Annotated in this window: 21 protein-coding genes; 8 read left to right on the top strand and 13 right to left on the bottom strand. The window is 58.2% G+C overall.

The genetic code is table 11. From position 1 onward, the window contains the following. Positions 1 to 12: 12 nt before the first annotated feature. The 5 genes from lysS to xerD form a co-directional block, all read right to left on the bottom strand. Positions 13 to 1,530, bottom strand: coding sequence for a lysine--tRNA ligase (gene lysS / locus IM267_RS08310; RefSeq protein ID WP_006811868.1), 1,518 nt, complete (start codon positions 1,528 to 1,530; stop codon positions 13 to 15). 9 nt (positions 1,531 to 1,539) lie between these two features. Beyond that, positions 1,540 to 2,638 (bottom strand): peptide chain release factor 2 gene (gene prfB, locus IM267_RS08305; RefSeq protein ID WP_102750013.1). Its coding sequence is split into 2 segments (ribosomal slippage): positions 1,540 to 2,562 and positions 2,564 to 2,638, totalling 1,098 coding nucleotides; the frame shifts between segments, so codons are not numbered across the junction. 90 nt (positions 2,639 to 2,728) lie between these two features. Beyond that, a complete protein-coding gene (gene recJ / locus IM267_RS08300) occupies positions 2,729 to 4,462 on the bottom strand; it encodes a single-stranded-DNA-specific exonuclease RecJ (RefSeq protein ID WP_193033169.1) in 1,734 nt (577 codons plus the stop codon). A gap of 5 nt (positions 4,463 to 4,467) precedes the next feature. Then, positions 4,468 to 5,181 carry a bifunctional protein-disulfide isomerase/oxidoreductase DsbC gene (dsbC, locus tag IM267_RS08295; RefSeq protein ID WP_063451984.1) on the bottom strand — a complete coding sequence of 238 codons (714 nt, stop codon included), beginning with the start codon at positions 5,179 to 5,181 and terminating at the stop codon, positions 4,468 to 4,470. Positions 5,182 to 5,209: 28 nt separating this feature from the next. Beyond that, entirely contained in the window at positions 5,210 to 6,106 is an 897-nt protein-coding gene (gene xerD, locus IM267_RS08290) for a site-specific tyrosine recombinase XerD (protein ID WP_003863442.1), read from the bottom strand. 101 nt (positions 6,107 to 6,207) lie between these two features. On the opposite strand from xerD, the gene fldB reads away from it, so the two are divergent. Beyond that, positions 6,208 to 6,729, top strand: coding sequence for a flavodoxin FldB (gene fldB, locus IM267_RS08285; RefSeq protein WP_063451986.1), 522 nt, complete (start codon positions 6,208 to 6,210; stop codon positions 6,727 to 6,729). 1 nt (position 6,730) lies between these two features. Here the strand turns inward: fldB and IM267_RS08280 are convergent, their stop codons facing one another. Next, entirely contained in the window at positions 6,731 to 7,141 is a 411-nt protein-coding gene (locus IM267_RS08280; RefSeq protein WP_063451987.1) for a protein YgfX, read from the bottom strand. After that, the gene (sdhE, locus tag IM267_RS08275; RefSeq protein WP_003863437.1) at positions 7,122 to 7,388 is read right to left on the bottom strand and encodes an FAD assembly factor SdhE; all 267 of its coding nucleotides are present in this window, start codon (positions 7,386 to 7,388) and stop codon (positions 7,122 to 7,124) included. Before sdhE ends, IM267_RS08280 begins: the two co-directional genes overlap by 20 nt. Positions 7,389 to 7,681: 293 nt before the next feature. Between sdhE and ygfZ the strand changes: the two genes are divergently transcribed. Next, positions 7,682 to 8,662, top strand: a complete 981-nt coding sequence (ygfZ, locus tag IM267_RS08270) for a tRNA-modifying protein YgfZ (protein ID WP_193033168.1) — start codon at positions 7,682 to 7,684, stop codon at positions 8,660 to 8,662. Positions 8,663 to 8,746: 84 nt separating this feature from the next. On the opposite strand, the gene IM267_RS08265 is transcribed toward ygfZ, so the two are convergent. Beyond that, positions 8,747 to 9,406, bottom strand: a complete 660-nt coding sequence (locus IM267_RS08265) for a hemolysin III family protein (RefSeq protein WP_193033167.1) — start codon at positions 9,404 to 9,406, stop codon at positions 8,747 to 8,749. A gap of 266 nt (positions 9,407 to 9,672) precedes the next feature. Between IM267_RS08265 and IM267_RS08260 the strand changes: the two genes are divergently transcribed. The 6 genes from IM267_RS08260 (at position 9,673) to IM267_RS08235 (ending at position 15,590) form a co-directional block, all read left to right on the top strand. Further along, a complete protein-coding gene (locus tag IM267_RS08260) occupies positions 9,673 to 10,404 on the top strand; it encodes a MurR/RpiR family transcriptional regulator (RefSeq protein WP_193033253.1) in 732 nt (243 codons plus the stop codon). Positions 10,405 to 10,520: 116 nt separating this feature from the next. Beyond that, positions 10,521 to 11,954, top strand: coding sequence for a 6-phospho-beta-glucosidase BglA (gene bglA / locus IM267_RS08255; protein WP_063867889.1), 1,434 nt, complete (start codon positions 10,521 to 10,523; stop codon positions 11,952 to 11,954). 124 nt (positions 11,955 to 12,078) lie between these two features. Next, entirely contained in the window at positions 12,079 to 12,438 is a 360-nt protein-coding gene (locus tag IM267_RS08250; RefSeq protein WP_063451991.1) for a hypothetical protein, read from the top strand. Between the two features lie 48 nt (positions 12,439 to 12,486). Then, positions 12,487 to 14,496, top strand: coding sequence for a protein-disulfide reductase DsbD (locus IM267_RS08245; protein ID WP_193033166.1), 2,010 nt, complete (start codon positions 12,487 to 12,489; stop codon positions 14,494 to 14,496). Position 14,497: 1 nt separating this feature from the next. Continuing rightward, positions 14,498 to 15,100 (top strand): DsbA family protein, encoded by a 603-nt coding sequence (locus tag IM267_RS08240; RefSeq protein ID WP_063451993.1) that lies wholly within the window; start codon positions 14,498 to 14,500, stop codon positions 15,098 to 15,100. Further along, positions 15,090 to 15,590 carry a protein disulfide oxidoreductase gene (locus IM267_RS08235; RefSeq protein ID WP_193033165.1) on the top strand — a complete coding sequence of 167 codons (501 nt, stop codon included), beginning with the start codon at positions 15,090 to 15,092 and terminating at the stop codon, positions 15,588 to 15,590. The genes IM267_RS08240 and IM267_RS08235 overlap by 11 nt, the downstream gene beginning before the upstream one ends. A gap of 2 nt (positions 15,591 to 15,592) precedes the next feature. On the opposite strand, the gene IM267_RS08230 is transcribed toward IM267_RS08235, so the two are convergent. From IM267_RS08230 to ubiI, 5 genes are all read right to left on the bottom strand, one after another. Beyond that, positions 15,593 to 16,336: an SDR family oxidoreductase gene (locus IM267_RS08230; RefSeq protein ID WP_193033164.1), complete on the bottom strand. Its 744-nt coding sequence runs from the start codon at positions 16,334 to 16,336 to the stop codon at positions 15,593 to 15,595. A 67-nt stretch (positions 16,337 to 16,403) separates the two neighbouring features. Next, entirely contained in the window at positions 16,404 to 19,277 is a 2,874-nt protein-coding gene (gcvP, locus tag IM267_RS08225) for an aminomethyl-transferring glycine dehydrogenase (RefSeq protein WP_193033163.1), read from the bottom strand. Positions 19,278 to 19,402: 125 nt separating this feature from the next. Beyond that, on the bottom strand, positions 19,403 to 19,792 hold the full coding sequence (gcvH, locus tag IM267_RS08220; RefSeq protein ID WP_006811885.1) for a glycine cleavage system protein GcvH: 390 nt from the start codon (positions 19,790 to 19,792) through the stop codon (positions 19,403 to 19,405). Positions 19,793 to 19,815: 23 nt separating this feature from the next. Continuing rightward, the gene (gene gcvT, locus IM267_RS08215; protein ID WP_193033162.1) at positions 19,816 to 20,910 is read right to left on the bottom strand and encodes a glycine cleavage system aminomethyltransferase GcvT; all 1,095 of its coding nucleotides are present in this window, start codon (positions 20,908 to 20,910) and stop codon (positions 19,816 to 19,818) included. A gap of 397 nt (positions 20,911 to 21,307) precedes the next feature. Beyond that, the gene (ubiI, locus tag IM267_RS08210) at positions 21,308 to 22,510 is read right to left on the bottom strand and encodes an FAD-dependent 2-octaprenylphenol hydroxylase (protein WP_193033161.1); all 1,203 of its coding nucleotides are present in this window, start codon (positions 22,508 to 22,510) and stop codon (positions 21,308 to 21,310) included. Positions 22,511 to 22,513: the final 3 nt, after the last annotated feature.

The raw sequence follows: 22,513 nt of genomic DNA, 5'->3' as shown, positions 1-22,513 counted from the left end.
CATCTTAGCGGCTTATTTCACCGGACGCATCGCCGGGAACAGGATCACGTCGCGGATGGTGTGGCTGTTAGTGAACAGCATAACCATACGGTCGATACCAATACCCAGGCCAGCCGTCGGCGGCAGGCCGTGTTCCAACGCGGTTACGTAGTCTTCGTCGAAGAACATCGCTTCGTCGTCGCCTGCCGCTTTCGCATTAACCTGATCCTGGAAGCGCTGCGCCTGATCTTCTGCATCGTTCAGCTCGCTGAAGCCGTTGCCGATTTCGCGGCCACCGATGAAGAATTCGAAGCGGTCAGTGATTTCCGGGTTCTCGTCATTACGACGCGCCAGCGGAGACACTTCCGCCGGGTATTCGGTGATGAAGGTCGGCTGAATCAGGTGCGCTTCTGCCACTTCTTCGAAGATCTCGGTCACGATACGGCCCAGACCCCAGCTCTTCTCCACCTTGATACCGATGCTTTCGGCGATCGCTTTCGCAGAGTCAAAGTTATCCAGATCCGCCATCTCGGTTTCCGGACGGTATTTCTTGATCGCTTCGCGCATGGTCAGTTTTTCGAATGGCTTGCCGAAGTCGAACACTTCTTCACCGTAAGGCACTTCGGTGGTGCCCAGAATATCCTGCGCCAGGGTGCGGAACAGGGATTCGGTCAGCTCGATCAGATCTTTGTAATCCGCATACGCCATGTAGAGTTCCATCATGGTGAACTCTGGGTTATGGCGCACAGAGATGCCTTCGTTACGGAAGTTACGGTTGATCTCAAACACGCGGTCGAAACCACCTACCACCAGACGCTTCAGGTACAGCTCCGGCGCGATACGCAGGTACATGTCGAGATCCAGGGCGTTGTGATGGGTGATGAACGGACGGGCAGATGCGCCGCCAGGGATCACCTGCATCATCGGGGTTTCCACTTCCATAAAGTCGCGGTTAACCATGAACTGGCGAATACCGGCCATGATCTGGGAGCGAATTTTGAAGGTCTTACGGGATTCATCGTTAGAGATGAGGTCCAGGTAGCGCTGACGGTAGCGCGCTTCCTGATCCTGCAAACCGTGGAACTTGTCCGGCAGCGGGCGCAGGGCTTTGGTCAGCAGACGCAGCTCGGTGCAGTGGATAGACAGTTCACCGGTCTTGGTTTTGAACAGTTTACCTTTTGCGCCCAGGATATCGCCCAGGTCCCACTTCTTGAACTGCTCGTTGTAGATGCCTTCCGGCAGGTCGTCACGGGAGACGTACAGCTGAATGCGGCCGCCAACGTCCTGTAAGGTCACGAAGGACGCCTTACCCATGATACGACGGGTCATCATACGGCCAGCCACGGACACTTCAACGTTCAGCGCTTCAAGCTCTTCGTTCTCTTTACCGTCGAAGTCAGCGTGCAGTTGGTCTGAGGTGTGGTCACGACGAAAATCGTTCGGGAACGGCACGCCCTGCTCGCGCAGCGCTGCCAGCTTCTCGCGGCGGGTTTTCAGTTCGTTGTTAAGATCGACTACCGCGTCAGCGCCCTGTGCTTGTTGTTCAGACATGTTGGTTCCTCATAACCCTGCTTTCAAACTTGCTTCGATAAATTGGTCCAGGCTGCCGTCCAGCACCGCCTGCGTGTTACGGGTTTCAACCCCGGTACGCAGGTCTTTGATGCGGGAGTCATCAAGGACGTAAGAACGGATCTGGCTGCCCCAGCCGATGTCGGACTTGTTGTCTTCCATCGCCTGCTTCTCAGCATTTTTCTTCTGCATCTCCAGCTCATAAAGCTTCGCTTTCATCTGCTTCATGGCCTGGTCTTTGTTCTTATGCTGGGAACGGTCGTTCTGGCACTGTGTGACCAGCCCGGTTGGAATGTGGGTAATACGCACCGCCGATTCCGTACGGTTAACGTGCTGACCACCCGCGCCGGATGCGCGGTACACGTCAATACGCAGGTCCGCCGGGTTGATGTCGATATCGATATCTTCATCCACTTCCGGGTAGACAAACGCGGAGCTGAAGGAGGTGTGGCGGCGGCCACCGGAGTCAAACGGACTCTTACGCACCAGGCGGTGCACGCCGGTTTCAGTACGCAGCCAGCCGTAGGCGTAGTCACCGATGATCTTGATGGTGACAGACTTAATGCCGGCAACTTCACCTTCAGACTCTTCGATAATCTCGGTTTTGAAACCGCGCGCTTCCGCCCAGCGCAGATACATACGCATCAGCATGCTGGCCCAGTCCTGCGCTTCGGTACCGCCAGAACCTGCCTGAATATCGAGATAGCAGTCCGCGCTGTCGTATTCGCCGGAGAACATACGACGGAATTCCAGCTGCGCCAGCTTCTCTTCCAGCACGTCGAGTTCCGCCACGGCTTCGTTAAAGGTTTCTTCGTCGTCGGCTTCGACGGCCAGCTCCAGCAGCCCAGAAACATCTTCCAGACCCTGCGACATCTGATCCAGCGTATCTACGATAGCTTCGAGGGAGGAACGCTCTTTACCCAGCGCCTGAGCGCGTTCAGGTTCGTTCCAGACGTCCGGCTGTTCCAGCTCGGCGTTTACTTCTTCGAGACGCTCTTTCTTGGCATCGTAGTCAAAGATACCCCCTAAGAACGTCAGAGCGCTCCGTGAGGTCCTGAATGCGGTTTTTTACCGGATTAATTTCAAACATGGTCTGTTTTCTTTTATGAGCTTGTCAAAATGCGGTGATAAGAGCGGGATTGTACCGAATCCACGCCCTTTTTTATAGAGATTACTGACGCTAAATTGGCCAGATATTGTCGATGATGATCTGAAGGGAGCGGTTACCGCGAAACTCGTTAATATCCAGCTTATAGGCCAGCTCAACCTCGCGCACGCCGTTGTCCGGCCAGATGGAGGTATCAACGTTAAAGGCTATGCCGTCCAGCAGCGGCCCGCCGCCGACCGGTTCCACCATCACTTTGAGGTGGCGTTCGCCGACAATACGCTGTTGCAGCAAACGAAAACGCCCGTCGAAAAGCGGCTCCGGGAACATCTGCCCCCACGGGCCCGCATCGCGCAGCATCTGCGCCACGTCCATGGTCATTTCAGCCGGGGAAAGCTCACCGTCAGAAACCACTTCCCCCTGCAACAGCGACGGATCGATCCAGTCGGTGACCAGTTCGCCAAACAGACGCTGGAATTCGTCGAACTTCGCCTCTTCGAGTGACAGGCCCGCGGCCATCGCGTGGCCGCCGAACTTAATCATCAGGTTCGGATGAAGCGTGTCGAGACGCTCCAGCGCGTCGCGCATGTGCAGCCCCGGAATCGAGCGTCCGGAGCCTTTCAGCGTGCCGTCCCCGGCAGGCGCAAACGCGATCACCGGACGGTGGAAGCGCTCCTTGATGCGTGAGGCCAGAATGCCCACCACGCCCTGGTGCCATTCAGGGTGATACATCGCCAGCCCGCCCGGCAGGGTATCGCCGCTGCGCTCCAGCTTTTCGCACAGGGTCAGCGCTTCGGCCTGCATCCCCTGCTCAATCTCTTTACGGGTCTGGTTGAGCGCGTCCAGCTCATTGGCCAGCACGCGCGCTTCGCCGATGTTGTCGCACAGCAGCAGCGCGACGCCAACGGACATATCGTCCAGCCGCCCCGCCGCGTTCAGGCGCGGGCCGAGGGCAAAGCCCAAATCGCTGGCCGCGAGCTTAAGCGGATCGCGGTTGGCAATTTCCAGCAGCGCCTTGATCCCCGGACGGCATTTACCTGCTCGAATACGGCTTAAGCCCTGCCAGGTGAGGATCCGGTTATTGGTATCGAGCGGCACCACGTCCGCTACGGTTCCCAGCGCCACCAGATCGAGATATTCCGCCAGGTTCGGCACGGCTATCCCGCGCGATTCAAACCAGCCCTTATCGCGCAGCAACGTGCGCAGCGCCAGCATCAGATAAAACGCCACCCCTACCCCGGCCAGCGATTTCGACGGGAAATCACAGTCGCGCAGGTTGGGGTTAATGATGGCTTCGGCGGCCGGCAGGGTTTCTCCTGGCAGGTGGTGATCGGTGACCAGTACCGGGATCCCCAGCGCATGGGCATGATCGACCCCCGCATGAGAGGAGATCCCGTTATCCACGGTCATGATCATCTGTGCGCCACGGGCGTGGGCCTGATCGACCACTTCCGGGCTGAGGCCGTAGCCATCCTCAAACCGGTTCGGCACCAGATAAGTCACGTTATCGCAGCCCAGGGCACGCAGGCTGAGCACGCTCAGCGCGGTACTGGTTGCGCCGTCGGCATCGAAATCGCCCACCACGACAATCCGCGTCCCTTCACGGAACGCGTCGTAGAGCATGTCGGTCGCTTTTTCGATGCCGCTCAGCGCCTGCCAGGGCAGCATGCCTTTGACGCTGCGCTCAAGATCGCTTGCCGTTCGCACGCCGCGGCTGGCATACAGCCGCTTTAGCAGCGGAGGAAGGTCGGCGGGTAAATCGACCGTATCCACCGCTTCACGGCGGCGCAGTTTTATCGGGGCTTTCACGCGAATTACTTACCGCCCGTCTGTTTCTGATGCGCGTCGAGGAACGCTTTCATCTCTTTTGGACCCTGATAGCCCGGCACCACGTAACCGTTGCTCAGCACAATGGCTGGCGTTCCGCTCACGCCAAACTGGACGCCCAGCGCGTAGTGGTTAGCAATGTCGATATCGCAGGACGCAGGCTTCACGCCTTTGCCGTTCATCGCGTCATCAAAGGCCTTATTGCGATCTTTCGCACACCAGATCGCCTTCATATCCTGCTCGGGCTGGCTCTGCACGCCGGCGCGTGGGAAGGCCAGGTAACGCACGGTAATGCCCAGCGCGTTGTAGTCTTTCATCTCTTCATGCAGCTTGTGGCAGTAGCCGCAGGTGATGTCGGTGAAGACGGTAATGACGTGTTTTTCCTGCGCCGCTTTGTAGACGATCATCTCTTTTTCGAGCGCGTTCAGGTTTTTCATCAGCAGCTGGTTAGTGACGTTCACCGGCTGTGCGCCGCTCACGTCGTACATTGGCCCCTGAATAATGTGCTTGCCGTCTTCGGTCACGTACAGCACACCGCTGTTGGTCAGCACCGTTTTCATGCCAGCCACCGGCGATGGCTGGATCTCGCTGCTGGCGACGCCGAGTTTCGTCAGAGACTGTTTAATGGCGGCATCGTCCGCATGGGCAAATCCGGAAACTGAAGCTGCCAGCAGGGTGAACAGCGCTAAAGACTTTTTCATATATGATCCTGTAACAATTCGTCGGCACTCACGCGCGAGGGTGGTGCTGTTGGTGTAGCTGCCGCAGGCGTTCCGTCGCGACATGGGTGTAAATCTGCGTCGTTGAAAGATCGCTGTGTCCAAGCAACATCTGCACCACGCGTAAATCAGCGCCGTGGTTTAACAGATGCGTCGCGAAGGCGTGACGCAAAACGTGCGGCGACAGCTTTTCACTGTCAATACCCGCCAGTGTGGCGTAATGTTTAATGCGATGCCAGAACGTTTGTCGCGTCATCTGCTGCGCGCGCTGGCTCGGGAATAATACATCAATGGAAACGCCGTTCAGCAGCCACGGACGCCCGTGTTCCAGATACGTCTCCAGCCAGTAGACCGCCTCTTCACCCAGCGGTACCAGCCGTTCTTTGTTCCCTTTACCGATGACGCGCACCACGCCCTGACGCAGGCTGATATCGCTCATCGTCAGGCCAACCAGTTCGGAAACGCGCAAGCCCGTGGCATACAATAGTTCAAGCATGGCTTTATCGCGTAACTCCAGCGGAAGGTCAACTGCGGGCGACTGTAATAATCTCTCAACTTGTGCTTCGCTGAGATCTTTTGGCAGCCGCTGAGGCAGTTTAGGCGATGCCAGCAGTGCGCTGGGATCGTCCGCGCGGATCTTCTCGCGGTAAAGGTGCTGGAACAGGCGGCGCATGGCGCTCAACAGACGCGCGGAGCTGGTGGCTTTGTACCCCCCTTCCATCCGCTCGGCCAGTAACCCTTGCAGGTCATCGCTTTGCGCGCTTTCAAGCGTCAGCCCCCGGTGCGCCAGCCACTCCACCAGCAGGGTAAGATCCCGGCGGTAGGCGCTGAGCGTATTTTCAGCGAGGTTTTTTTCCAGCCACAGCGCGTCGAGAAACTGTTCGATGAGTGCGAGATCCTTTTCCACATCCGCCCCTTTGGTTCTGCAATCCGGCCATTATGCCTGATTGCCATCGGTTTCTGGTACACTACGCGCAAAGTCATAGCAAGAATTGAGATTGTTACGCGATGAATATTGGTCTGTTCTATGGTTCCAGCACCTGCTACACCGAAATGGCGGCGGAGAAAATTCGCGACATCATTGGCCCGGAACTGGTGACGTTGCATAACCTGAAAGATGACTCGGTCGCCTTGATGGAGCAGTACGATGTGCTGATCCTGGGCATCCCAACCTGGGATTTTGGTGAGATTCAGGAAGACTGGGAAGCCATCTGGGATCGGCTCGATACGGTCAATTTCGAGGGCAAAATCATTGCGATGTACGGCATGGGCGACCAGCTGGGCTACGGGGAGTGGTTCCTCGACGCGCTCGGCATGCTGCATGACAAACTGGCGCCTAAAGGCGCGACGTTTATCGGCTACTGGCCTACGGAAGGCTATGAGTTCACCAGCCCAAAACCCGTCATTGCCGACGGCCAGCTGTTTGTCGGGCTCGCGCTGGATGAAACCAACCAGTACGATCTCAGCGACGAGCGCCTCCAGACCTGGTGCGAGCAAATTCTGGGTGAGATGGCCGAGCAGTTTAGCTGATTTACTCCTGCGTCGGCTGTTGCACGATTAGCCGGCGCAGATCCCGCCACTCCGCGGCATCCATACTGTCTGCTGCCAGCCACAGGTGCTGGCGTCGATTGTCCTCAACCCGACGCAGCCGTAGCATCATCCCGGTGTTGAGCATCCACGGCGTCCCTATCATCTCCCACTCTTTTCCCTGCCAGCGCAGGCGAGAATCCATCAGCAGCTTGATTTCACCCTGTCGGGCGTTGATTCGACGCTGGCTTCGCACGCTGTCAAACACCACAAACGACAGCAAAAGCAACCACAGAGGGGTGTAGCTAAGCGGCCACGGCACCAGTAACACCAATGCCGCGACCAGTCCGTGGAGCAGTAACGACATCCACTGTGAGCGCCACGAGACGCGAAGATCAGATTGCCACAGGACCACGTTCCTGATTCCGTGTTTGAATTAATTGCACCATCCGTTGCAACTCGGTGTCGGCGGGCTTGCCGTGATTCATCAGCCAGTTGAATAAATCCGGATCGTCAGACTCAAGCAAGCGGACAAACAGACGCTTATCGTCATCGCTTAAGCTGTCGTACTCATACTCAAAGAAAGGCATGATGGAGATATCAAGTTCACGCATGCCGCGACGGCACGCCCAGTGAATACGGGCCTTGTTGTTAATATCCATGTTCTGTTTCCTGCATTACGTTTGGCACAGTCGGTATCCCGTTCGGTATTCATTATTGCTTTCCGGGACACCTGGTAGTGTAACGTGTTTTTGACCGTTTCTTTACTGGAATATTGCGAACTACGAGCAGGCTTCCAGAATAATCCCTATTAAGACAGTGGATTACACTATTTTGCGTAGCGCTACGCATAACCAGGTAATGGCACGAATGGCCTGCTGAAAGCGCTTGCAATGAATACAGTCTCTTTTACCATTAGGTATTATCAAAGCGTTAAGCAATTCAGGACATCACTATGGCATTTACACCATTTTCTCCTCGCCAGCCCGCCGCCTCTGCGCGTCTGCCGCTGACGCTGATTACTCTTGATGACTGGGCACTGGCGACACTGACCGGTGCGGACAGCGAAAAATACCTGCAAGGCCAGGTCACAGCGGACGTGGCGCAGTTGACTGAACACCAGCATCTGCTGGTCGCCCATTGCGATCCAAAAGGCAAAATGTGGAGCAACCTGCGTCTGTTCCGCCGTCAGGACGGGTTCGCCTTCATTGAGCGCCGCAGCCTGCGTGACGCCCAGCTCAAAGAGCTGAAAAAATATGCAGTCTTTTCTAAAGTCACTATCGCCCCGGACGATGAACACGTCCTGCTGGGGGTTGCGGGTTTCCAGGCGCGTGCAGCGCTGAAAAACCTGTTTGCCGAGCTACCGGATGCCGAAAAACAGCTGGTCAGCGAGGGAGCGACCTCCATTCTGTGGTTCGAGCACCCGGCGGAGCGCTTCCTGCTGGTAACAGACGTGGCAACGGCGGAACGGGTCACCGAGGCCCTTCGCGGTGAAGCACAGCTCAACAACAGCCAGCAGTGGCTGGCGCTGAACATCGAAGCGGGCCTGCCGGTGATTGACGCGGCAAACAGCGCGCAGTTTATCCCGCAGGCGACCAACATTCAGGCGCTGGGCGGTATCAGCTTTAAGAAAGGCTGCTACACCGGTCAGGAGATGGTAGCGCGGGCGAAATTCCGCGGCGCGAACAAACGTGCCCTGTGGACGCTGGCGGGCCACGCCAGCCGCGTGCCGGAAGCGGGTGAAGATCTCGAGATGAAGATGGGTGAAAACTGGCGTCGTACCGGCACCGTATTAGCCGCCGTACAGCTCGATGATGGCCGCCTGCTGGTGCAGGTTGTCATGAATAATGATATGGAGCCCGACAGCGTATTCCGCGTGCGGGATGATGCGAACACGCTCAGCATTGAGCCGCTGCCGTATTCACTGGAAGATTGATGCTGTATCGCCCGGTGGCGCTGCGCTTACCGGGCCTACAGATCCCGTAGGTCGGATAAGGCGAAGCCGCCACCCGACAACAAACTACACCTGCCCCACATACAAATAAATTGCCAGGAAGTGGCACACGCTGCCGCCCAGCACAAAGCCGTGCCAGATCGCATGGTTGTACGGGATGCGCTTACAAACGTAGAAAATCACGCCCAGCGAGTAGACCACACCGCCCATCGCCAGCAGCGTCACGCCCCCGACCGCAAGCTTAATGGCTAACTGATACACCACAATCAGCGAGAGCCAGCCCATTGTCAGATAGGTGACCAGCGACAGCACTTTGAACCGGTGCGCGATGGTCAGCTTAAACAGGATCCCCAGCAGCGCCAGGCTCCAGATCACAATCATCAGGCCACGCGACAGCGGTGAGTTGAGCCCCACCAGCAAAAACGGCGTGTAGGTGCCTGCAATAAGAAGATAGATAGCGCAGTGGTCAAATTTCTTGAGCCATATCTTCGCCCGCTGGTGCGGAATAGCGTGATACAGCGTTGAAGCCAGAAATAGCAGGATCATACTCCCGCCATAGAGGCTGTAGCTGGTGATGGCCATCGCGCTGGCGTTGGAATCCACCGCCTGCACCAGCAGCAATACTAAACCGACAATCCCAAACACCAGGCCAATGCCATGGCTTATACTGTTGGCTACTTCCTCAGCCAGCGAATATCCCTGTGCGATTAATGGTCTGCTCACCATACTTAACTCCGGGAAAACAAAAGATGATTATTCATCGCCAGTCTATGCTAACTGAGAATGATTCCAGTGAACACCTGTTAGCTAAAATAAATCCACAATAAAGATTTATCCTTATAATTCAATGCAATGAAAAAACAATCCGCCGTACAGATGTAAATGATTTCATTAACGCCTGAGTAATCAATGAGATAAAACCGTCTCCCGCCGCCGGGCGGCATGATATGATTCAGGGATAGTGTCCGACAGCGAGTTTAGCCATTGTGAGTATGTTCACCCATTCCGCCATTGCCAGCCTCAACAATCTGGAAATGATGGTCTACAACTACGTCATTAAGAACCGTGACAAAGTGATGTACATGACCATCCGCGAGCTGGCGGATGCGGCGGGCGTTTCCACTACCACCATCCTGCGCTTTTGCCGCAAGCTCAACTGCGATGGCTACTCTGAGTTCCGCGTGCGCTTTAAGCTTTACCTGGAGCAGAACGAGCCGCAGCAGGCAAATTTTGGCGCCAGCGAAATTATCAGCTTCTTTAAAAGCGTAAATAACGAAGAGTTCGATGCGTTATTAGATGAGGCCGTCGATATTATTTTATCCTCCGAGCGAATTATTTTCGTCGGCGCAGGCACGTCCGGATCGCTGGCAAAATATGGCGCGCGTTTCTTTTCAAATATCGGAAAATTCAGCAACCATATTGACGATCCCTATTTCCCGGTCACGAACGATATGGCTAAAAATGCGCTGGCTATTGTGCTCTCCGTCTCCGGCGAAACCGAAGAGATCTTACGCTTTGCCAGCCAGTTCAGCCTGCACCGCTGCAAGGTACTCTCCATTACCAGCCATGAACACTCTCGTCTCGCGAAGCTGGCAGACTTCAATCTCTCCTGGCACGTTCCGCAAACGCGAATCGGCGGCGTTTACGATATCACCACCCAAATTCCTGTGATCTATATTCTGGAATCATTAGGCCGCAAGCTGGCGAAGAAATTAACAGAATAAAACACCCTGTTTTTTTGATGTGACAAATTACAATTTCCGCAAATTGTTATATCGTGACATTTAATTCCGCTTTGCTAGACTCGAAATCAATAAATCCTGAATTGAGAATAGCAAAGATGAAAAAACTCACCTTACCGAAAGATTTTTTATGGGGCGGCGCGGTGGCGGCGCACCAGGTTGAAGGCGGCTGGAACAAAGGCGGCAAAGGCCCCAGCATCTGCGACGTCCTCACCGGCGGCGCCCACGGCGTTCCGCGTGAAATCACTCAGGAAGTGATTGAAGGCAAATATTACCCGAACCACGAGGCCGTCGACTTCTACGGCCATTACAAAGAAGACATCAAGCTGTTTGCCGAGATGGGTTTCAAATGCTTCCGTACCTCCATCGCCTGGACGCGCATCTTCCCGAAAGGGGATGAAGCTCAGCCAAACGAAGAGGGGCTGAAGTTCTACGACGACATGTTCGACGAGCTGCTGAAGTACAACATCGAGCCGGTGATCACCCTCTCCCACTTTGAAATGCCGCTGCACCTCGTTCAGGAATACGGCGGCTGGACCAACCGTAAAGTGGTGGATTTCTTCGTGCGCTTCTCGGAAGTGGTGTTTGAGCGCTACAAAAATAAGGTCAAATACTGGATGACCTTTAACGAAATCAACAACCAGCGCAACTGGCGCGCGCCGCTGTTCGGCTACTGCTGCTCCGGCGTGGTGTATACCGAGCACGATAACCCCGAAGAGACCATGTACCAGGTGCTGCACCACCAGTTCGTGGCCAGCGCGCTGGCGGTGAAGGCTGCACGCCGCATTAACCCGGAGATGAAGGTCGGCTGCATGCTGGCGATGGTGGCGCTCTATCCTTACTCCTGCAAGCCAGAAGATGTGATGTTCGCCCAGGAATCCATGCGCGAGCGCTACGTCTTTACCGACGTTCAGCTGCGCGGCTACTACCCGTCTTACGTGCTGAACGAGTGGGAGCGCCGTGGCTTCTCCATCAAAATGGAAGCGGGCGACGAGCAGATCCTGCGTGAAGGCACCTGCGACTACTTAGGTTTCAGCTACTACATGACCAACGCGGTGAAAGCGGAAGGCGGCACTGGCGACGCCATTTCCGGCTTCGAGGGCAGCGTGCCGAACCCGCACGTGAAGGCGTCCGACTGGGGCTGGCAGATTGATCCTGTGGGCCTGCGCTATTCGCTGTGCGAGCTGTACGAGCGCTACCAGAAGCCGCTGTTTATCGTAGAAAATGGTTTCGGTGCCTACGACAAAGTGGAAGCAGACGGCAGCATCAACGATGACTACCGCATCGACTACCTGCGCGCCCACGTGGAAGAGATGATGAAGGCCGTGACCTGGGACGGCGTAGATCTGATGGGCTACACCCCGTGGGGCTGCATCGACTGTGTCTCCTTCACCACCGGCCAGTACAGCAAGCGCTACGGCTTTATCTACGTTAACAAGCATGACGATGGCACAGGCGACATGTCCCGCTCCCGCAAAAAGAGCTTCGAGTGGTATAAAACCGTCATTGCCAGCAACGGCGAAACGCTGTAATCGCTCGCCCTCTCTGCAACAGGAGAGGGCAAACCGCTTATCTTCCAGACACTTCTTTACAGCATTTGCGTTGCCAAAAGATGTTCGCCCGATAATATAGGCGTCCTGAATATTAGAGGCGAACATGATTAAGCGACAACGCAACGCTATTCTGCTTGTAGCCCTGGCCTGCCTGGTGGTGCTGATATGCACCGCCCAGCGGATGGCCGGGATGCACGCGCTTGTCATGAACGTCACCGCCGTAAGCCAGTCCGTCCAGCAGGGGCAGGAGAGTTCCGACGCACCGGTCACCCCGTGTGAGCTTAGCGCCAAATCGCTGATGTCGGTCCCGCCGGTGTTGTTTGAAGGCGCCCTGTTTGCCGTTACCCTGCTGCTGGCGTTGCTGGCAGCCATTCCGCCGCGCCGCGAGCGGCAGTGGCCTCCCCGCGTTATCTCCCCGCCCCGGTTACGGGTGCATCTGCGATTATGCGTCTTCCGTGAATGAGTTTTCGCCTGTCACTTCAGGTTAATTTATCATTTACGGAGAAAATTTATGTTTACTGTATTCAGGCGACTGCTGGTCTGCCTGCTTTGGCTATGGCTGCCCCTCAGCCAGGCTGCCGACAGCGGCTGGCTGCGCGCCGCCGATAATCAGCACGCCAGCGTCAGGCTGCGTGCGCAACCCGAAAGCACTGGCGAAACCCGCCTGCTGCTGGACGTCGCCCTGCAAAAAGGGTGGAAAACCTACTGGCGCTCGCCGGGCGAAGGCGGCGTCGCACCCGCCATTACCTGGCATCAACCCGTTGAGGCGATCTGGCGCTGGCCTACGCCGCAGCGTTTCGACGTCGCGGGCATCACCACGCAGGGCTATCACGGCGATGTGAGCTTTCCCATCACCCTGCGGGGCGACGTCCCGAAGATCCTGAGCGGCGTGCTGACGCTCTCCACCTGTAGCAACGTCTGTATTCTTACTGACTATCCCTTCTCGCTGAACATGACCGCATCCGCAGGCGCCGGTTTTGATTACGATTTCAGTCGGGCCATGGGCACCCTTCCGCTCAGCGGCGGATTGACCTCAACGCTGAACGCCACCTACGCCCCCGGCAAGCTGACCGTAACGGCGCAGCGTGAGGCTGGCTGGCAGGCGCCGTCGCTGTTTATCGACGGCATGGACGACGTGGATTTCGGCAAGCCGACCCTCGCCGTGCGCGGTGATTCGCTGGTGGCCACCGTGCCCGTGACGGACAGCTGGGGCGAGGCCGCGCCGAGCCTCAGCGGGAAAACGCTGTCGCTGGTGCTCGCCGACAGCGGCCAGGCGCAGGAGTCCCGCGTGGAGATCCAGCCGGGCAGGGCCGCCCCCGCGTTCTCGTTAGGCTGGGTGCTGCTGATGGCGCTGGCTGGTGGTCTGATCCTCAACGTTATGCCCTGCGTGCTGCCGGTGCTGGCCATGAAGCTGGGCACGCTGATGCAAACCGAAAGGCAGGCGCGCAGTCAGGTGCGCAGGCAGTTTCTTGCTTCAGTGTCCGGGATCGTGATGTCGTTCCTCGCGCTGGCGCTGATGATGACGGTTTTACGCTTAGGCTATCAGGCGCTTGGCTGGGGGATCCAGTTCCAGAATCCGTGGTTTATTGGCGCGATGGCGCTGGTGATGGTGCTTTTCAGCGCCAGCCTGCTGGGGCTGTTTGAAATCCGCCTCCCTTCCGGGGCCAGCACGTTCCTCGCCACGCGCGGAGGAAACGGTCTGGCAGGCCATTTCTGGCAGGGCGCGTTTGCGACGCTGCTGGCAACGCCCTGCACCGCGCCGTTCCTGGGCACAGCGGTATCGGTCGCGCTGGCGTCGCCGCTTCCTCTGCTGTGGGGGATCTTCCTGGCAATGGGCATCGGCATGAGCCTGCCGTGGCTGCTGGTGGCGGCCTGGCCGGGGCTGGCACAGCGGTTGCCGCGCCCGGGACGCTGGATGAACGTCGTGCGCGTCGTGCTGGGGATAATGATGCTTGGCTCATCGCTGTGGCTGCTGAGCCTGCTGACGGTGCATATCGGCACCCTGCCCGTTATCACGCTGGGCGTGCTCCTCATCCTTGCGCTGCTGCTGGTCACCGCCTGGCGCTACCGCTGGCAAACGGCGCTGCGCGCCGGAGCGTTTGCCATCGTGGTGGCCGGGGCGGTTGCGTTTGTTTCCGGCTCCGGCAGCGAGGGGGCCCGACGCGATCGCATTCACTGGCAGCCGCTCAGCGACCAGGCCATCACCCAGGCGCTGGCAGAGAACAAACGGGTGTTCGTCGACGTGACCGCCGACTGGTGCGTGACCTGTAAAGCCAATAAATACAACGTGCTGCTGCGCGACGACGTACAGGATGCGCTCTCTGCCCCGGACGTCGTTGCCCTGCGCGGTGACTGGAGCCGCCCCTCCGATACCATCAGCCAGTTCTTAACCACGCGCGGCAGCGCCGCCGTACCGTTTAACCAGATTTACGGACCAGGGTTACCGCAGGGCCACGTGCTGCCCCCGCTGTTAAGCCGTGAAGCGGTGCTGAGCACCCTGTCCGATGCGAAAGGAAAATAATATGCGCTCGTTTATCGCCTTACTGTTGCTCTCTTTATCGGCGTTCAGTTTTGCCGCGCCAACAGAGGACGCTTCCGATGACCAGCTGGCGGCGCTGCTGTTCAACGATCCGGCCAGCCCGCGCACCGGCGCGACGTCGCCGAAGCTCACCATCGTCTCCTTCACGGACTACAACTGCCCTTACTGCAAGCAGTTCGACCCGATGCTGGAGAAAATCGTACGTGATAATCCCGACGTGCAGCTCATCGTTAAACTGCTGCCGTTTAAGGGGCAAAGCTCGGTGAATGCCGCTAAGGCGGCGCTCTCGACATGGCAGCAGGCGCCGGACAAATTCTGGGCGCTCCACCAGCGGCTGATGATGAAAAAAGGCTATCACGATGACGCCAGCATCGCCGCCGCGCGGGCCAAAACCGGAACGGACGGCATTAAAACGGATGATAAAACCATGGACAGCCTAAAGATGAACCTGATCCTGGCACAGGTACTGAATATTCAGGGTACGCCGGCAACCATCATCGGTGACCAGATGGTCGCGGGCGCCATTCCTTATGACGATCTGGAGGGGCTGGTCAAAGAACAGCTGGCAAACGCCCGTGGCAGGTAAGCTTCCGCGCCTGCTGCGCGAGCTGGCCGTGTGGCTGCTGATTGGCGTAGCCGTGAGCCTGGCGGTGGACTATTTCCGCCAGCCCGCGCTGCCGCAGAACTTCGCGTCCACCACGCTGCAAACCCTCGACGGCGGGACCGTCGATCTTATCGCCATGAGTGAGGAGCGTCCGCTGCTGGTCTACGTCTGGGCGACGTGGTGCGGCGTCTGTCGCTACACCACGCCGTCGGTAGCGGCGCTGGCCGCGGACGGGGGTAACGTGATGTCGGTTGCGCTGCGCTCAGGCGATAACGCGACGCTCGAAACATGGATGAGGAAGAAGAAGGCTGCGATGCCCACGGTCAACGACGCCAGCGGAGAGCTGGCGCGTCAGTGGGACGTTCAGGTGACGCCCACGCTGGTGGTGATCTCTCACGGTGAAGTGACGTCGATCACCACCGGCTGGACCAGCAGCTGGGGGATGCGCCTGCGGCTGTGGCTGGCGTCGTAGCGTTACTTCCCGCCGGCCAGCTCCAGGAAGCTGCCGGTGACATAGGAGGCCTTGTCGCTCAGCAGCCAGGCAATGGCCTGGGCGACCTCCTCCGGCTGTCCGCCACGCTGCATGGGTAACAGAGACTTCACCCGATCCACACGCCCCGGCTCGCCGCCGGAGGCGTGAATATCGGTATAAATCAGGCCAGGCCGCACGCAGTTCACGCGAATGCCCTGCGCCGCGACCTCCAGCGCGAGGCCGGTCGTCAGAGAATCTACTGCCCCTTTGGAGGCGGCATAATCCACATATTCCCCGGGCGCGCCCAGGCGTGACGCCGCCGAAGAGACGTTCACAATTGCGCCGCCCTTGCCGCCGTGTTTATGCGACATACGCTTTACCGCCTCACGGCAGCAGAGAAAATAGCCGGTGACGTTGGTGGCCAGCACGCGGTTAATACGCTCAGCGGAGAGGTTTTCGAGGGTGGATTGTTCAAACAGAATTCCGGCGTTGTTCACCAGCGCGGCGAGCGGCTCACCTTCGCGATCGATGCTGTCGAACATCGCCATCACCTGCGCTTCATCGCTGATATCCGCGCGCACGGCAAAGGCCTGACCGCCCGCGTCCACGATCTGATTGATAACGTCCGTCGCAGCGTTGATGTTGTGGTGAAAATTCACCGCTACGGTGTAGCCTTCGCTTGCCAGCTGTAGCGCGGTGGCTTTACCAATGCCGCGGCTGGCGCCGGTGACCAGTGCAATTGCCATTCACAACCTCCAGATAAAAAAAGCCGGGTGGCGCTTACGCTTACCCGGCCTACAGTACGGCAAATAATTACTGGTATTCGCTCATCGGTACGCAGGAGCAGAACAGGTTACGGTCGCCGTAGACGTCATCAAGACGCTTCACAGTCGGCCAGTATTTGTTTGCCACGCCCGCCGGGAAGACGGCCAGCTCGCGGGTGTAACCGTGATTCCACTCTGCCACCAGTTCGTTCTGGGTATGCGGCGCGTTAACCAGCGGGTTATCTTCCAGCGTCCACTCTCCGCCCTTCACGCGGTCGATTTCGCTACGAATGGCCAGCATCGCGTCGATAAAGCGGTCCAGCTCCACCTTGCTTTCAGACTCGGTCGGCTCAACCATCAGCGTACCCGCCACCGGGAAGGACATGGTTGGCGCGTGGAAACCGTAGTCGATCAGGCGTTTGGCAATATCCAGCTCGCTGATGCCCGTCTCGTCCTTCAGAGGACGAATATCGAGGATGCATTCGTGCGCCACGCGACCGTCGCGGCCGGTGTAGAGCACCGGATAGGCGTCCTTCAGGCGCGTTGCGATGTAGTTGGCGTTCAGGATCGCCACCTGGCTTGCCTGCTTCAGCCCTTCCGCGCCCATCATGCGGATGTACATCCAGCTGATAGGCAGGATAGAGGCGCTGCCGAACGGGGCCGCAGAGACCGCGCCCTGACGGGTCAGCATGCCTTCAATCTGCACCACGCTGTGCCCCGGCACAAACGGCGCCAGGTGCGCTTTGACGCCAATTGGCCCCATGCCTGGGCCGCCGCCGCCGTGCGGAATGCAGAACGTTTTGTGCAGGTTCAGGTGCGACACGTCCGCGCCAATGAAGCCCGGAGAGGTGATGCCCACCTGGGCGTTCATGTTCGCGCCGTCGAGGTAAACCTGACCGCCGAACTGATGCACCACTTCACACACTTCACGGATAGTCTCTTCGTACACGCCGTGGGTAGACGGGTAGGTCACCATGATGCACGAAAGTTTGTCGCCCGCCTGCCCGGCTTTCGCGCGCAGGTCGGCCAAATCGATGTTGCCGTTTTTGTCACACGCCACGACCACCACTTCCATGCCCGCCATCTGTGCTGAGGCCGGGTTGGTGCCGTGGGCGGAGCTTGGGATCAGGCAGATATCACGGTGGCCTTCATTGCGGCTTTCGTGATAGTGACGGATCGCCAGCAGACCGGCGTATTCACCCTGCGCGCCAGAGTTCGGCTGCATGCAGAGCGCGTCGTACCCGGTCAGCTTCACCAGCCAGTCGGAAAGCTGGTTGATCATCATGTGATAACCTTCCGCCTGCTCAGCCGGGCAGAACGGGTGCAGCTCGGAGAACTCAGGCCAGGTAATCGGGATCATCTCTGCCGCAGCGTTCAGCTTCATGGTGCAGGAGCCCAGCGGGATCATCGCCTGGTTCAGCGCCAGATCCTTGCGCTCCAGAGAGTGCATGTAGCGCATCATCTCGGTTTCGCTGTGGTAGCGGTTGAACACCGGGTGAGTCAGGATCGCGTCGTCGCGCAGCATGCTTTCCTGAATGGAGCGGCTGTCGAGCGCGACCTCTTTGTCGAGCGTATCAACGTCAAGACCGTGTACGTCGCCCAGCAGCACGTCAAACAGCGTTGCGATATCGTCACGAGTCGTCGATTCATCCAGGGTGATCCCTACCGCGTGATGAATATCGCTGCGCAGGTTGATTTGCGCGGCCTCGGCGCGCGCCAGCACGGCCGCTTTGTCTGCCACGTCGACGCACAGGGTGTCGAAATAGTGCTCATGACGCAGCCTGAGGCCTTTCTGTTGCAGGCCGCAGGCCAGAATGTCGGCCAGACGGTGGATGCGGCTGGCAATACGTTTCAGCCCAGCCGGACCATGGAACACCGCGTACAGGCTGGCAATGTTTGCCAGCAGCACCTGAGAGGTACAGATGTTGGAGTTCGCTTTCTCGCGGCGGATATGCTGCTCGCGGGTCTGCATCGCCATGCGCAGCGCGGTGTTACCGGCGGCATCTTTCGATACGCCGATAATACGGCCCGGCATGGAGCGTTTAAATTCATCTTTTGCGCCAAAGAATGCAGCGTGCGGGCCGCCGTAGCCCATCGGCACGCCGAAGCGTTGCGCTGAGCCAAAGACAATGTCCGCGCCCTGTTTGCCCGGTGCGGTCAGCAGCACCAGCGCCATAAAATCAGCGGCGACGCTCACAATCACCTTACGGGATTTGAGCTCAGCGATCAGCGCGCTGTAATCATGCACTTCCCCGGTGGTGCCCACCTGCTGTAACAGCACGCCGAAGACGTCCTGGTGATCCAGCACTTTGTCAGCGTCGTCGACAATCACCTCAAAGCCGAAGGTTTCCGCACGGGTGCGCACCACGTCCAGCGTCTGGGGATGCACGTCTGCCGCTACGAAGAAGCGGTTGGCGTTTTTCAGCTTGCTCACGCGCTTCGCCATCGCCATCGCTTCGGCGGCGGCAGTGGCTTCATCCAGCAGAGAGGCGGAAGCGATATCCATGCCGGTCAGATCCAGGGTCACCTGCTGGAAGTTCAGCAGCGCTTCCAGACGGCCCTGAGAGACTTCTGGCTGATAGGGGGTATAAGCGGTGTACCAGCCCGGGTTTTCCAGCATGTTGCGCAGGATAACCGGCGGTAACTGCACGTTGGTGTAGCCCATGCCGATGTAAGACTTATAGCGCTTGTTGAGGCCGGCGATAGCCTTCAGCTCCGCCAGCGCGGCGAACTCCGTTGTGGACTCGCCAACCTGCGGCGGCGTGGCAAGCTGGATGTCTTTTGGCACGATCTGGCCGATCAGTGCGTTTAATGAATCCGCGCCAACTGTCTTCAGCATCTCCTGCTGTTGCTGAGCATCCGGCCCAATGTGACGTTCAATGAAGGCGCCACGGTTTTCAAGCTGGCTTAAAGTCTGTGTCATGAGCGATGGTTCCTGAAACGTGCAGTGAATCGTAGTTATCTGTAACGCTGTTGCCCGGTGGCGCTAACGCTTGCCGGGCCTACGCAGATCGGTAGGCCGGATGCGCAGCGCCATCCGGCACAACGTTATTCGTCTTCCAGTAATGCTTCGTACGCGGTCGCATCCAGCAGCGCGGCAACCTGCGCTTCGTCGCTGGCTTTGATCTTGAAGATCCAGCCGCCTTCATACGGCTCGCTGTTGACCAGCTCCGGGGAGTCGCTCAGCGCGTCGTTCACGGCAACAATTTCACCGCTCACAGGCGCGTAGATGTCAGAAGCCGCTTTGACCGATTCCGCCACCGCACAGTCGTCGCCTGCGCTCACGGTTGCGCCCACTTCCGGCAGGTCAACAAACACCATGTCGCCCAGCAGCTCCTGCGCGTGCTCGGTGATCCCAACGGTGTAAGTGCCGTCCGCCTCTTTACGCAGCCACTCGTGTTCTTTGCTGTATTTCAGTTCTGCTGGCACATTGCTCATTGAAGTTCTCCTGATAAAAATAATTAGGCGACCGGCTTACCGGCGCGAACAAAAATCGGTTTGGTCACGTTGACCGGCATTTCGCGGTTGCGGATCTGCACCACCGCCGTTTCGCCAATGCCCGCCGGCACGCGCGCCAGGGCAATACTGTAGCCGAGCGTCGGGGAGAAGGTTCCGCTGGTGATCACGCCTTCGCGATGATTACCGTCAGCATCGGTGAAGCGCACCGGCAGCTCGCCGCGCAGCACGCCTTTTTCCTTCATCACCAGGCCAACCAGCTGTTCGGTGCCCTTCTCGCGCTGCATCTCCAGCGCTTCACGACCAATAAATTCACGGTCGGCCGGTTCCCACGCGATGGTCCAGCCCATGTTGGCCGCCAGCGGAGAGACGCCTTCGTCCATCTCCTGGCCGTAGAGGTTCATGCCCGCTTCCAGACGCAGCGTATCGCGCGCGCCCAGACCCGCAGGCTTCACGCCCGCCTCAACCAGGGCACGCCAGAAATCGGCGGCTTTCTCGTTCGGCATGGCAATTTCATAGCCCGCTTCACCGGTGTAGCCGGTGGTGGCGATAAACAGATCCCCCGCCTGCACGCCGAAGAACGGTTTCATCCCTTCGGTGGCGTTGCGCTGCTCGTCGCTGAACAGAGACGCGGCTTTCGACTGGGCATTGGGTCCCTGCACGGCGATCAGCGACAGATCGTCACGAACGGTGATATCGATGGCGTAAGGTTCAGCGTGTTGGGAAATCCAGGAGAGGTCTTTTTCGCGAGTGGCGGAGTTTACAACGAGGCGGAAGAAATCTTCGGTGAAGTAGTAGACGATGAGGTCGTCAATCACGCCGCCCGAGGCATTGAGCATGCCGGTATAAAGCGCTTTGCCCGGCGTCTTCAGTTTGGCGACGTCGTTTGCCAGCAGATAACGCAAAAACTCCCGGGTGCGGCTTCCGCGCAGGTCGACAATCGTCATGTGTGACACGTCGAACATACCGGCATCGGTGCGCACCGCGTGGTGCTCATCAATTTGCGAGCCGTAGTGCAGCGGCATCATCCAGCCGTGGAAGTCCACCATGCGGGCGCCGCATAACACGTGCTGTTCGTACAAAGGAGTCTGTTGAGCCATCTTTTCCTCGTTGAAAAATTCACCGTGAAACCCGGTGTCGGCCTCGCAATCGGTAGCCGACGCAAACGTTCTCTTTTACCTGAACTTACCACCGAAACCGGCGGTTAACCATAAGGTAAAGCGGGTCATCACATTAGCTTATGGCTAAAAAACGCAGGAAAGCGTACAGAGTATTTGACTGGGAAAATGCGATTAAACCCGCATAATATTAACAATGATCTAACAGGATTTAGCGGATGATGATATTTCGTGCGGAAAAACGGGCCGAATTTCCGTAACATAAAAATTGTAAGATTAGATTTTCTAATGCGAAAAATGGCGTGAAATTAGATTATTTCAAACGAGGAATTTTCCCCGGCGCAGAGGCCGGGAAAATAAAGTGTGACGGGGATCGAGATTAACGTAACCAGTCGGGCAGATCGTTGAGGCCCATTGCCTGACGGAGAAGCTGAGGCTTCACGCCGGGAAGGGTATCGGCAAGCTTGAGACCGATATCGCGCAGCAGTTTTTTCGCCGGGTTCGCCCCGGCAAACAGCTCGCGGAAGCCCTGCATGCCCGCCAGCATCATCGCCGCGCTGTGTTTGCGGCTGCGCTCGTAGCGACGCAGATACAGATGCTGGCCAATGTCTTTGCCTTCACGATGCAGACGACGCAGCTCTTCAACCAGCTCAGCCGCGTCCATAAAGCCGAGGTTAACCCCCTGCCCGGCCAGCGGATGAATGGTATGCGCCGCATCCCCCACCAGCGCCAGACGGTGCGCCGCGAACTGCCGCGCGTAGCGGCCCGTTAACGGAAACGCCCGGCGCTCGCTTTCAAGCGCGCACAGGCCCAGACGGTTATCAAACGCCACGCACAGTGCCTGACTGAAGGCGTCCGGCGTCGCCTCCTGCATCTGCTGCGCTTTCTCCGGCTCTAAGGACCAGACGATGGAGCACAGATGCGGATCGGCAAGCGGCAGGAAGGCCAGAATGCCGTCGTTGTGGAAAATCTGGCGTGCGACGCCGCCGTGCGGCTCTTCGGTGCGGATTGTGGCAACCAGGGCGTGATGACGGTAATCCCAGAAGGTCAGCGGAATATCCGCTTTGTTACGCAGCCAGGAATTCGCGCCGTCGGCACCCACCACCAGACGCGCGGTCAGCATGTCGCCGCTTTCAAGGGTGATAAACGCGTCGTTCTCGCCCCATGCCACCTGCTGAAGTTTCGCCGGCGCGATGAGGGTGATGTCGCTGCACTGCTGTGCTTTCTGCCACAGCGCGTAATGGATCACCGCGTTTTCAACGATGTGTCCAAGGTGGCTGTAGCCCATGCTTTCATCGTCAAAGGCGATGTGGCCAAAGCTGTCTTTATCCCACACCTCCATTCCGTGGTAGCAGCTTGCGCGCTGCGCCACGATCTCTGACCAGACGCCGAGGTGCGTCAGTAATTTTTCGCTGGCTGCGTTGATAGCTGAGACGCGCAGCTCCGGCGGGGCATCCTGCGCCACGGGCTGCGGCGCGTTTTGCTCAAGCACGGCCACGCGCAGGCCGCTGCCCTGTAAACCACAGGCCAGCGCCAGTCCTACCATTCCGCCGCCGACAATGGCGACATCAACATTTTGCACGGT

The organism is Enterobacter cloacae complex sp. P15RS (assembly GCF_014895905.1).
GTDB lineage: Bacteria > Pseudomonadota > Gammaproteobacteria > Enterobacterales > Enterobacteriaceae > Enterobacter > Enterobacter quasihormaechei.
This window is presented reverse-complemented; position numbering and strand designations above follow the sequence as displayed.

Excerpts from the sequence above, each read along its gene's own strand:
- lysS (WP_006811868.1), bottom strand. The coding sequence starts at position 1,530 with ATGTCTGAACAACAAGCACAGGGCGCTGACGCGGTAGTCGATCTTAAC.
- dsbC (WP_063451984.1), bottom strand. The coding sequence starts at position 5,181 with ATGAAAAAGTCTTTAGCGCTGTTCACCCTGCTGGCAGCTTCAGTTTCC.
- fldB (WP_063451986.1), top strand. The coding sequence starts at position 6,208 with ATGAATATTGGTCTGTTCTATGGTTCCAGCACCTGCTACACCGAAATG.
- sdhE (WP_003863437.1), bottom strand. The coding sequence starts at position 7,388 with ATGGATATTAACAACAAGGCCCGTATTCACTGGGCGTGCCGTCGCGGC.
- ygfZ (WP_193033168.1), top strand. The coding sequence starts at position 7,682 with ATGGCATTTACACCATTTTCTCCTCGCCAGCCCGCCGCCTCTGCGCGT.
- IM267_RS08265 (WP_193033167.1), bottom strand. The coding sequence starts at position 9,406 with ATGGTGAGCAGACCATTAATCGCACAGGGATATTCGCTGGCTGAGGAA.
- IM267_RS08260 (WP_193033253.1), top strand. The coding sequence starts at position 9,673 with ATGTTCACCCATTCCGCCATTGCCAGCCTCAACAATCTGGAAATGATG.
- bglA (WP_063867889.1), top strand. The coding sequence starts at position 10,521 with ATGAAAAAACTCACCTTACCGAAAGATTTTTTATGGGGCGGCGCGGTG.
- IM267_RS08250 (WP_063451991.1), top strand. The coding sequence starts at position 12,079 with ATGATTAAGCGACAACGCAACGCTATTCTGCTTGTAGCCCTGGCCTGC.
- IM267_RS08245 (WP_193033166.1), top strand. The coding sequence starts at position 12,487 with ATGTTTACTGTATTCAGGCGACTGCTGGTCTGCCTGCTTTGGCTATGG.
- IM267_RS08240 (WP_063451993.1), top strand. The coding sequence starts at position 14,498 with ATGCGCTCGTTTATCGCCTTACTGTTGCTCTCTTTATCGGCGTTCAGT.
- IM267_RS08230 (WP_193033164.1), bottom strand. The coding sequence starts at position 16,336 with ATGGCAATTGCACTGGTCACCGGCGCCAGCCGCGGCATTGGTAAAGCC.
- gcvP (WP_193033163.1), bottom strand. The coding sequence starts at position 19,277 with ATGACACAGACTTTAAGCCAGCTTGAAAACCGTGGCGCCTTCATTGAA.
- gcvH (WP_006811885.1), bottom strand. The coding sequence starts at position 19,792 with ATGAGCAATGTGCCAGCAGAACTGAAATACAGCAAAGAACACGAGTGG.
- gcvT (WP_193033162.1), bottom strand. The coding sequence starts at position 20,910 with ATGGCTCAACAGACTCCTTTGTACGAACAGCACGTGTTATGCGGCGCC.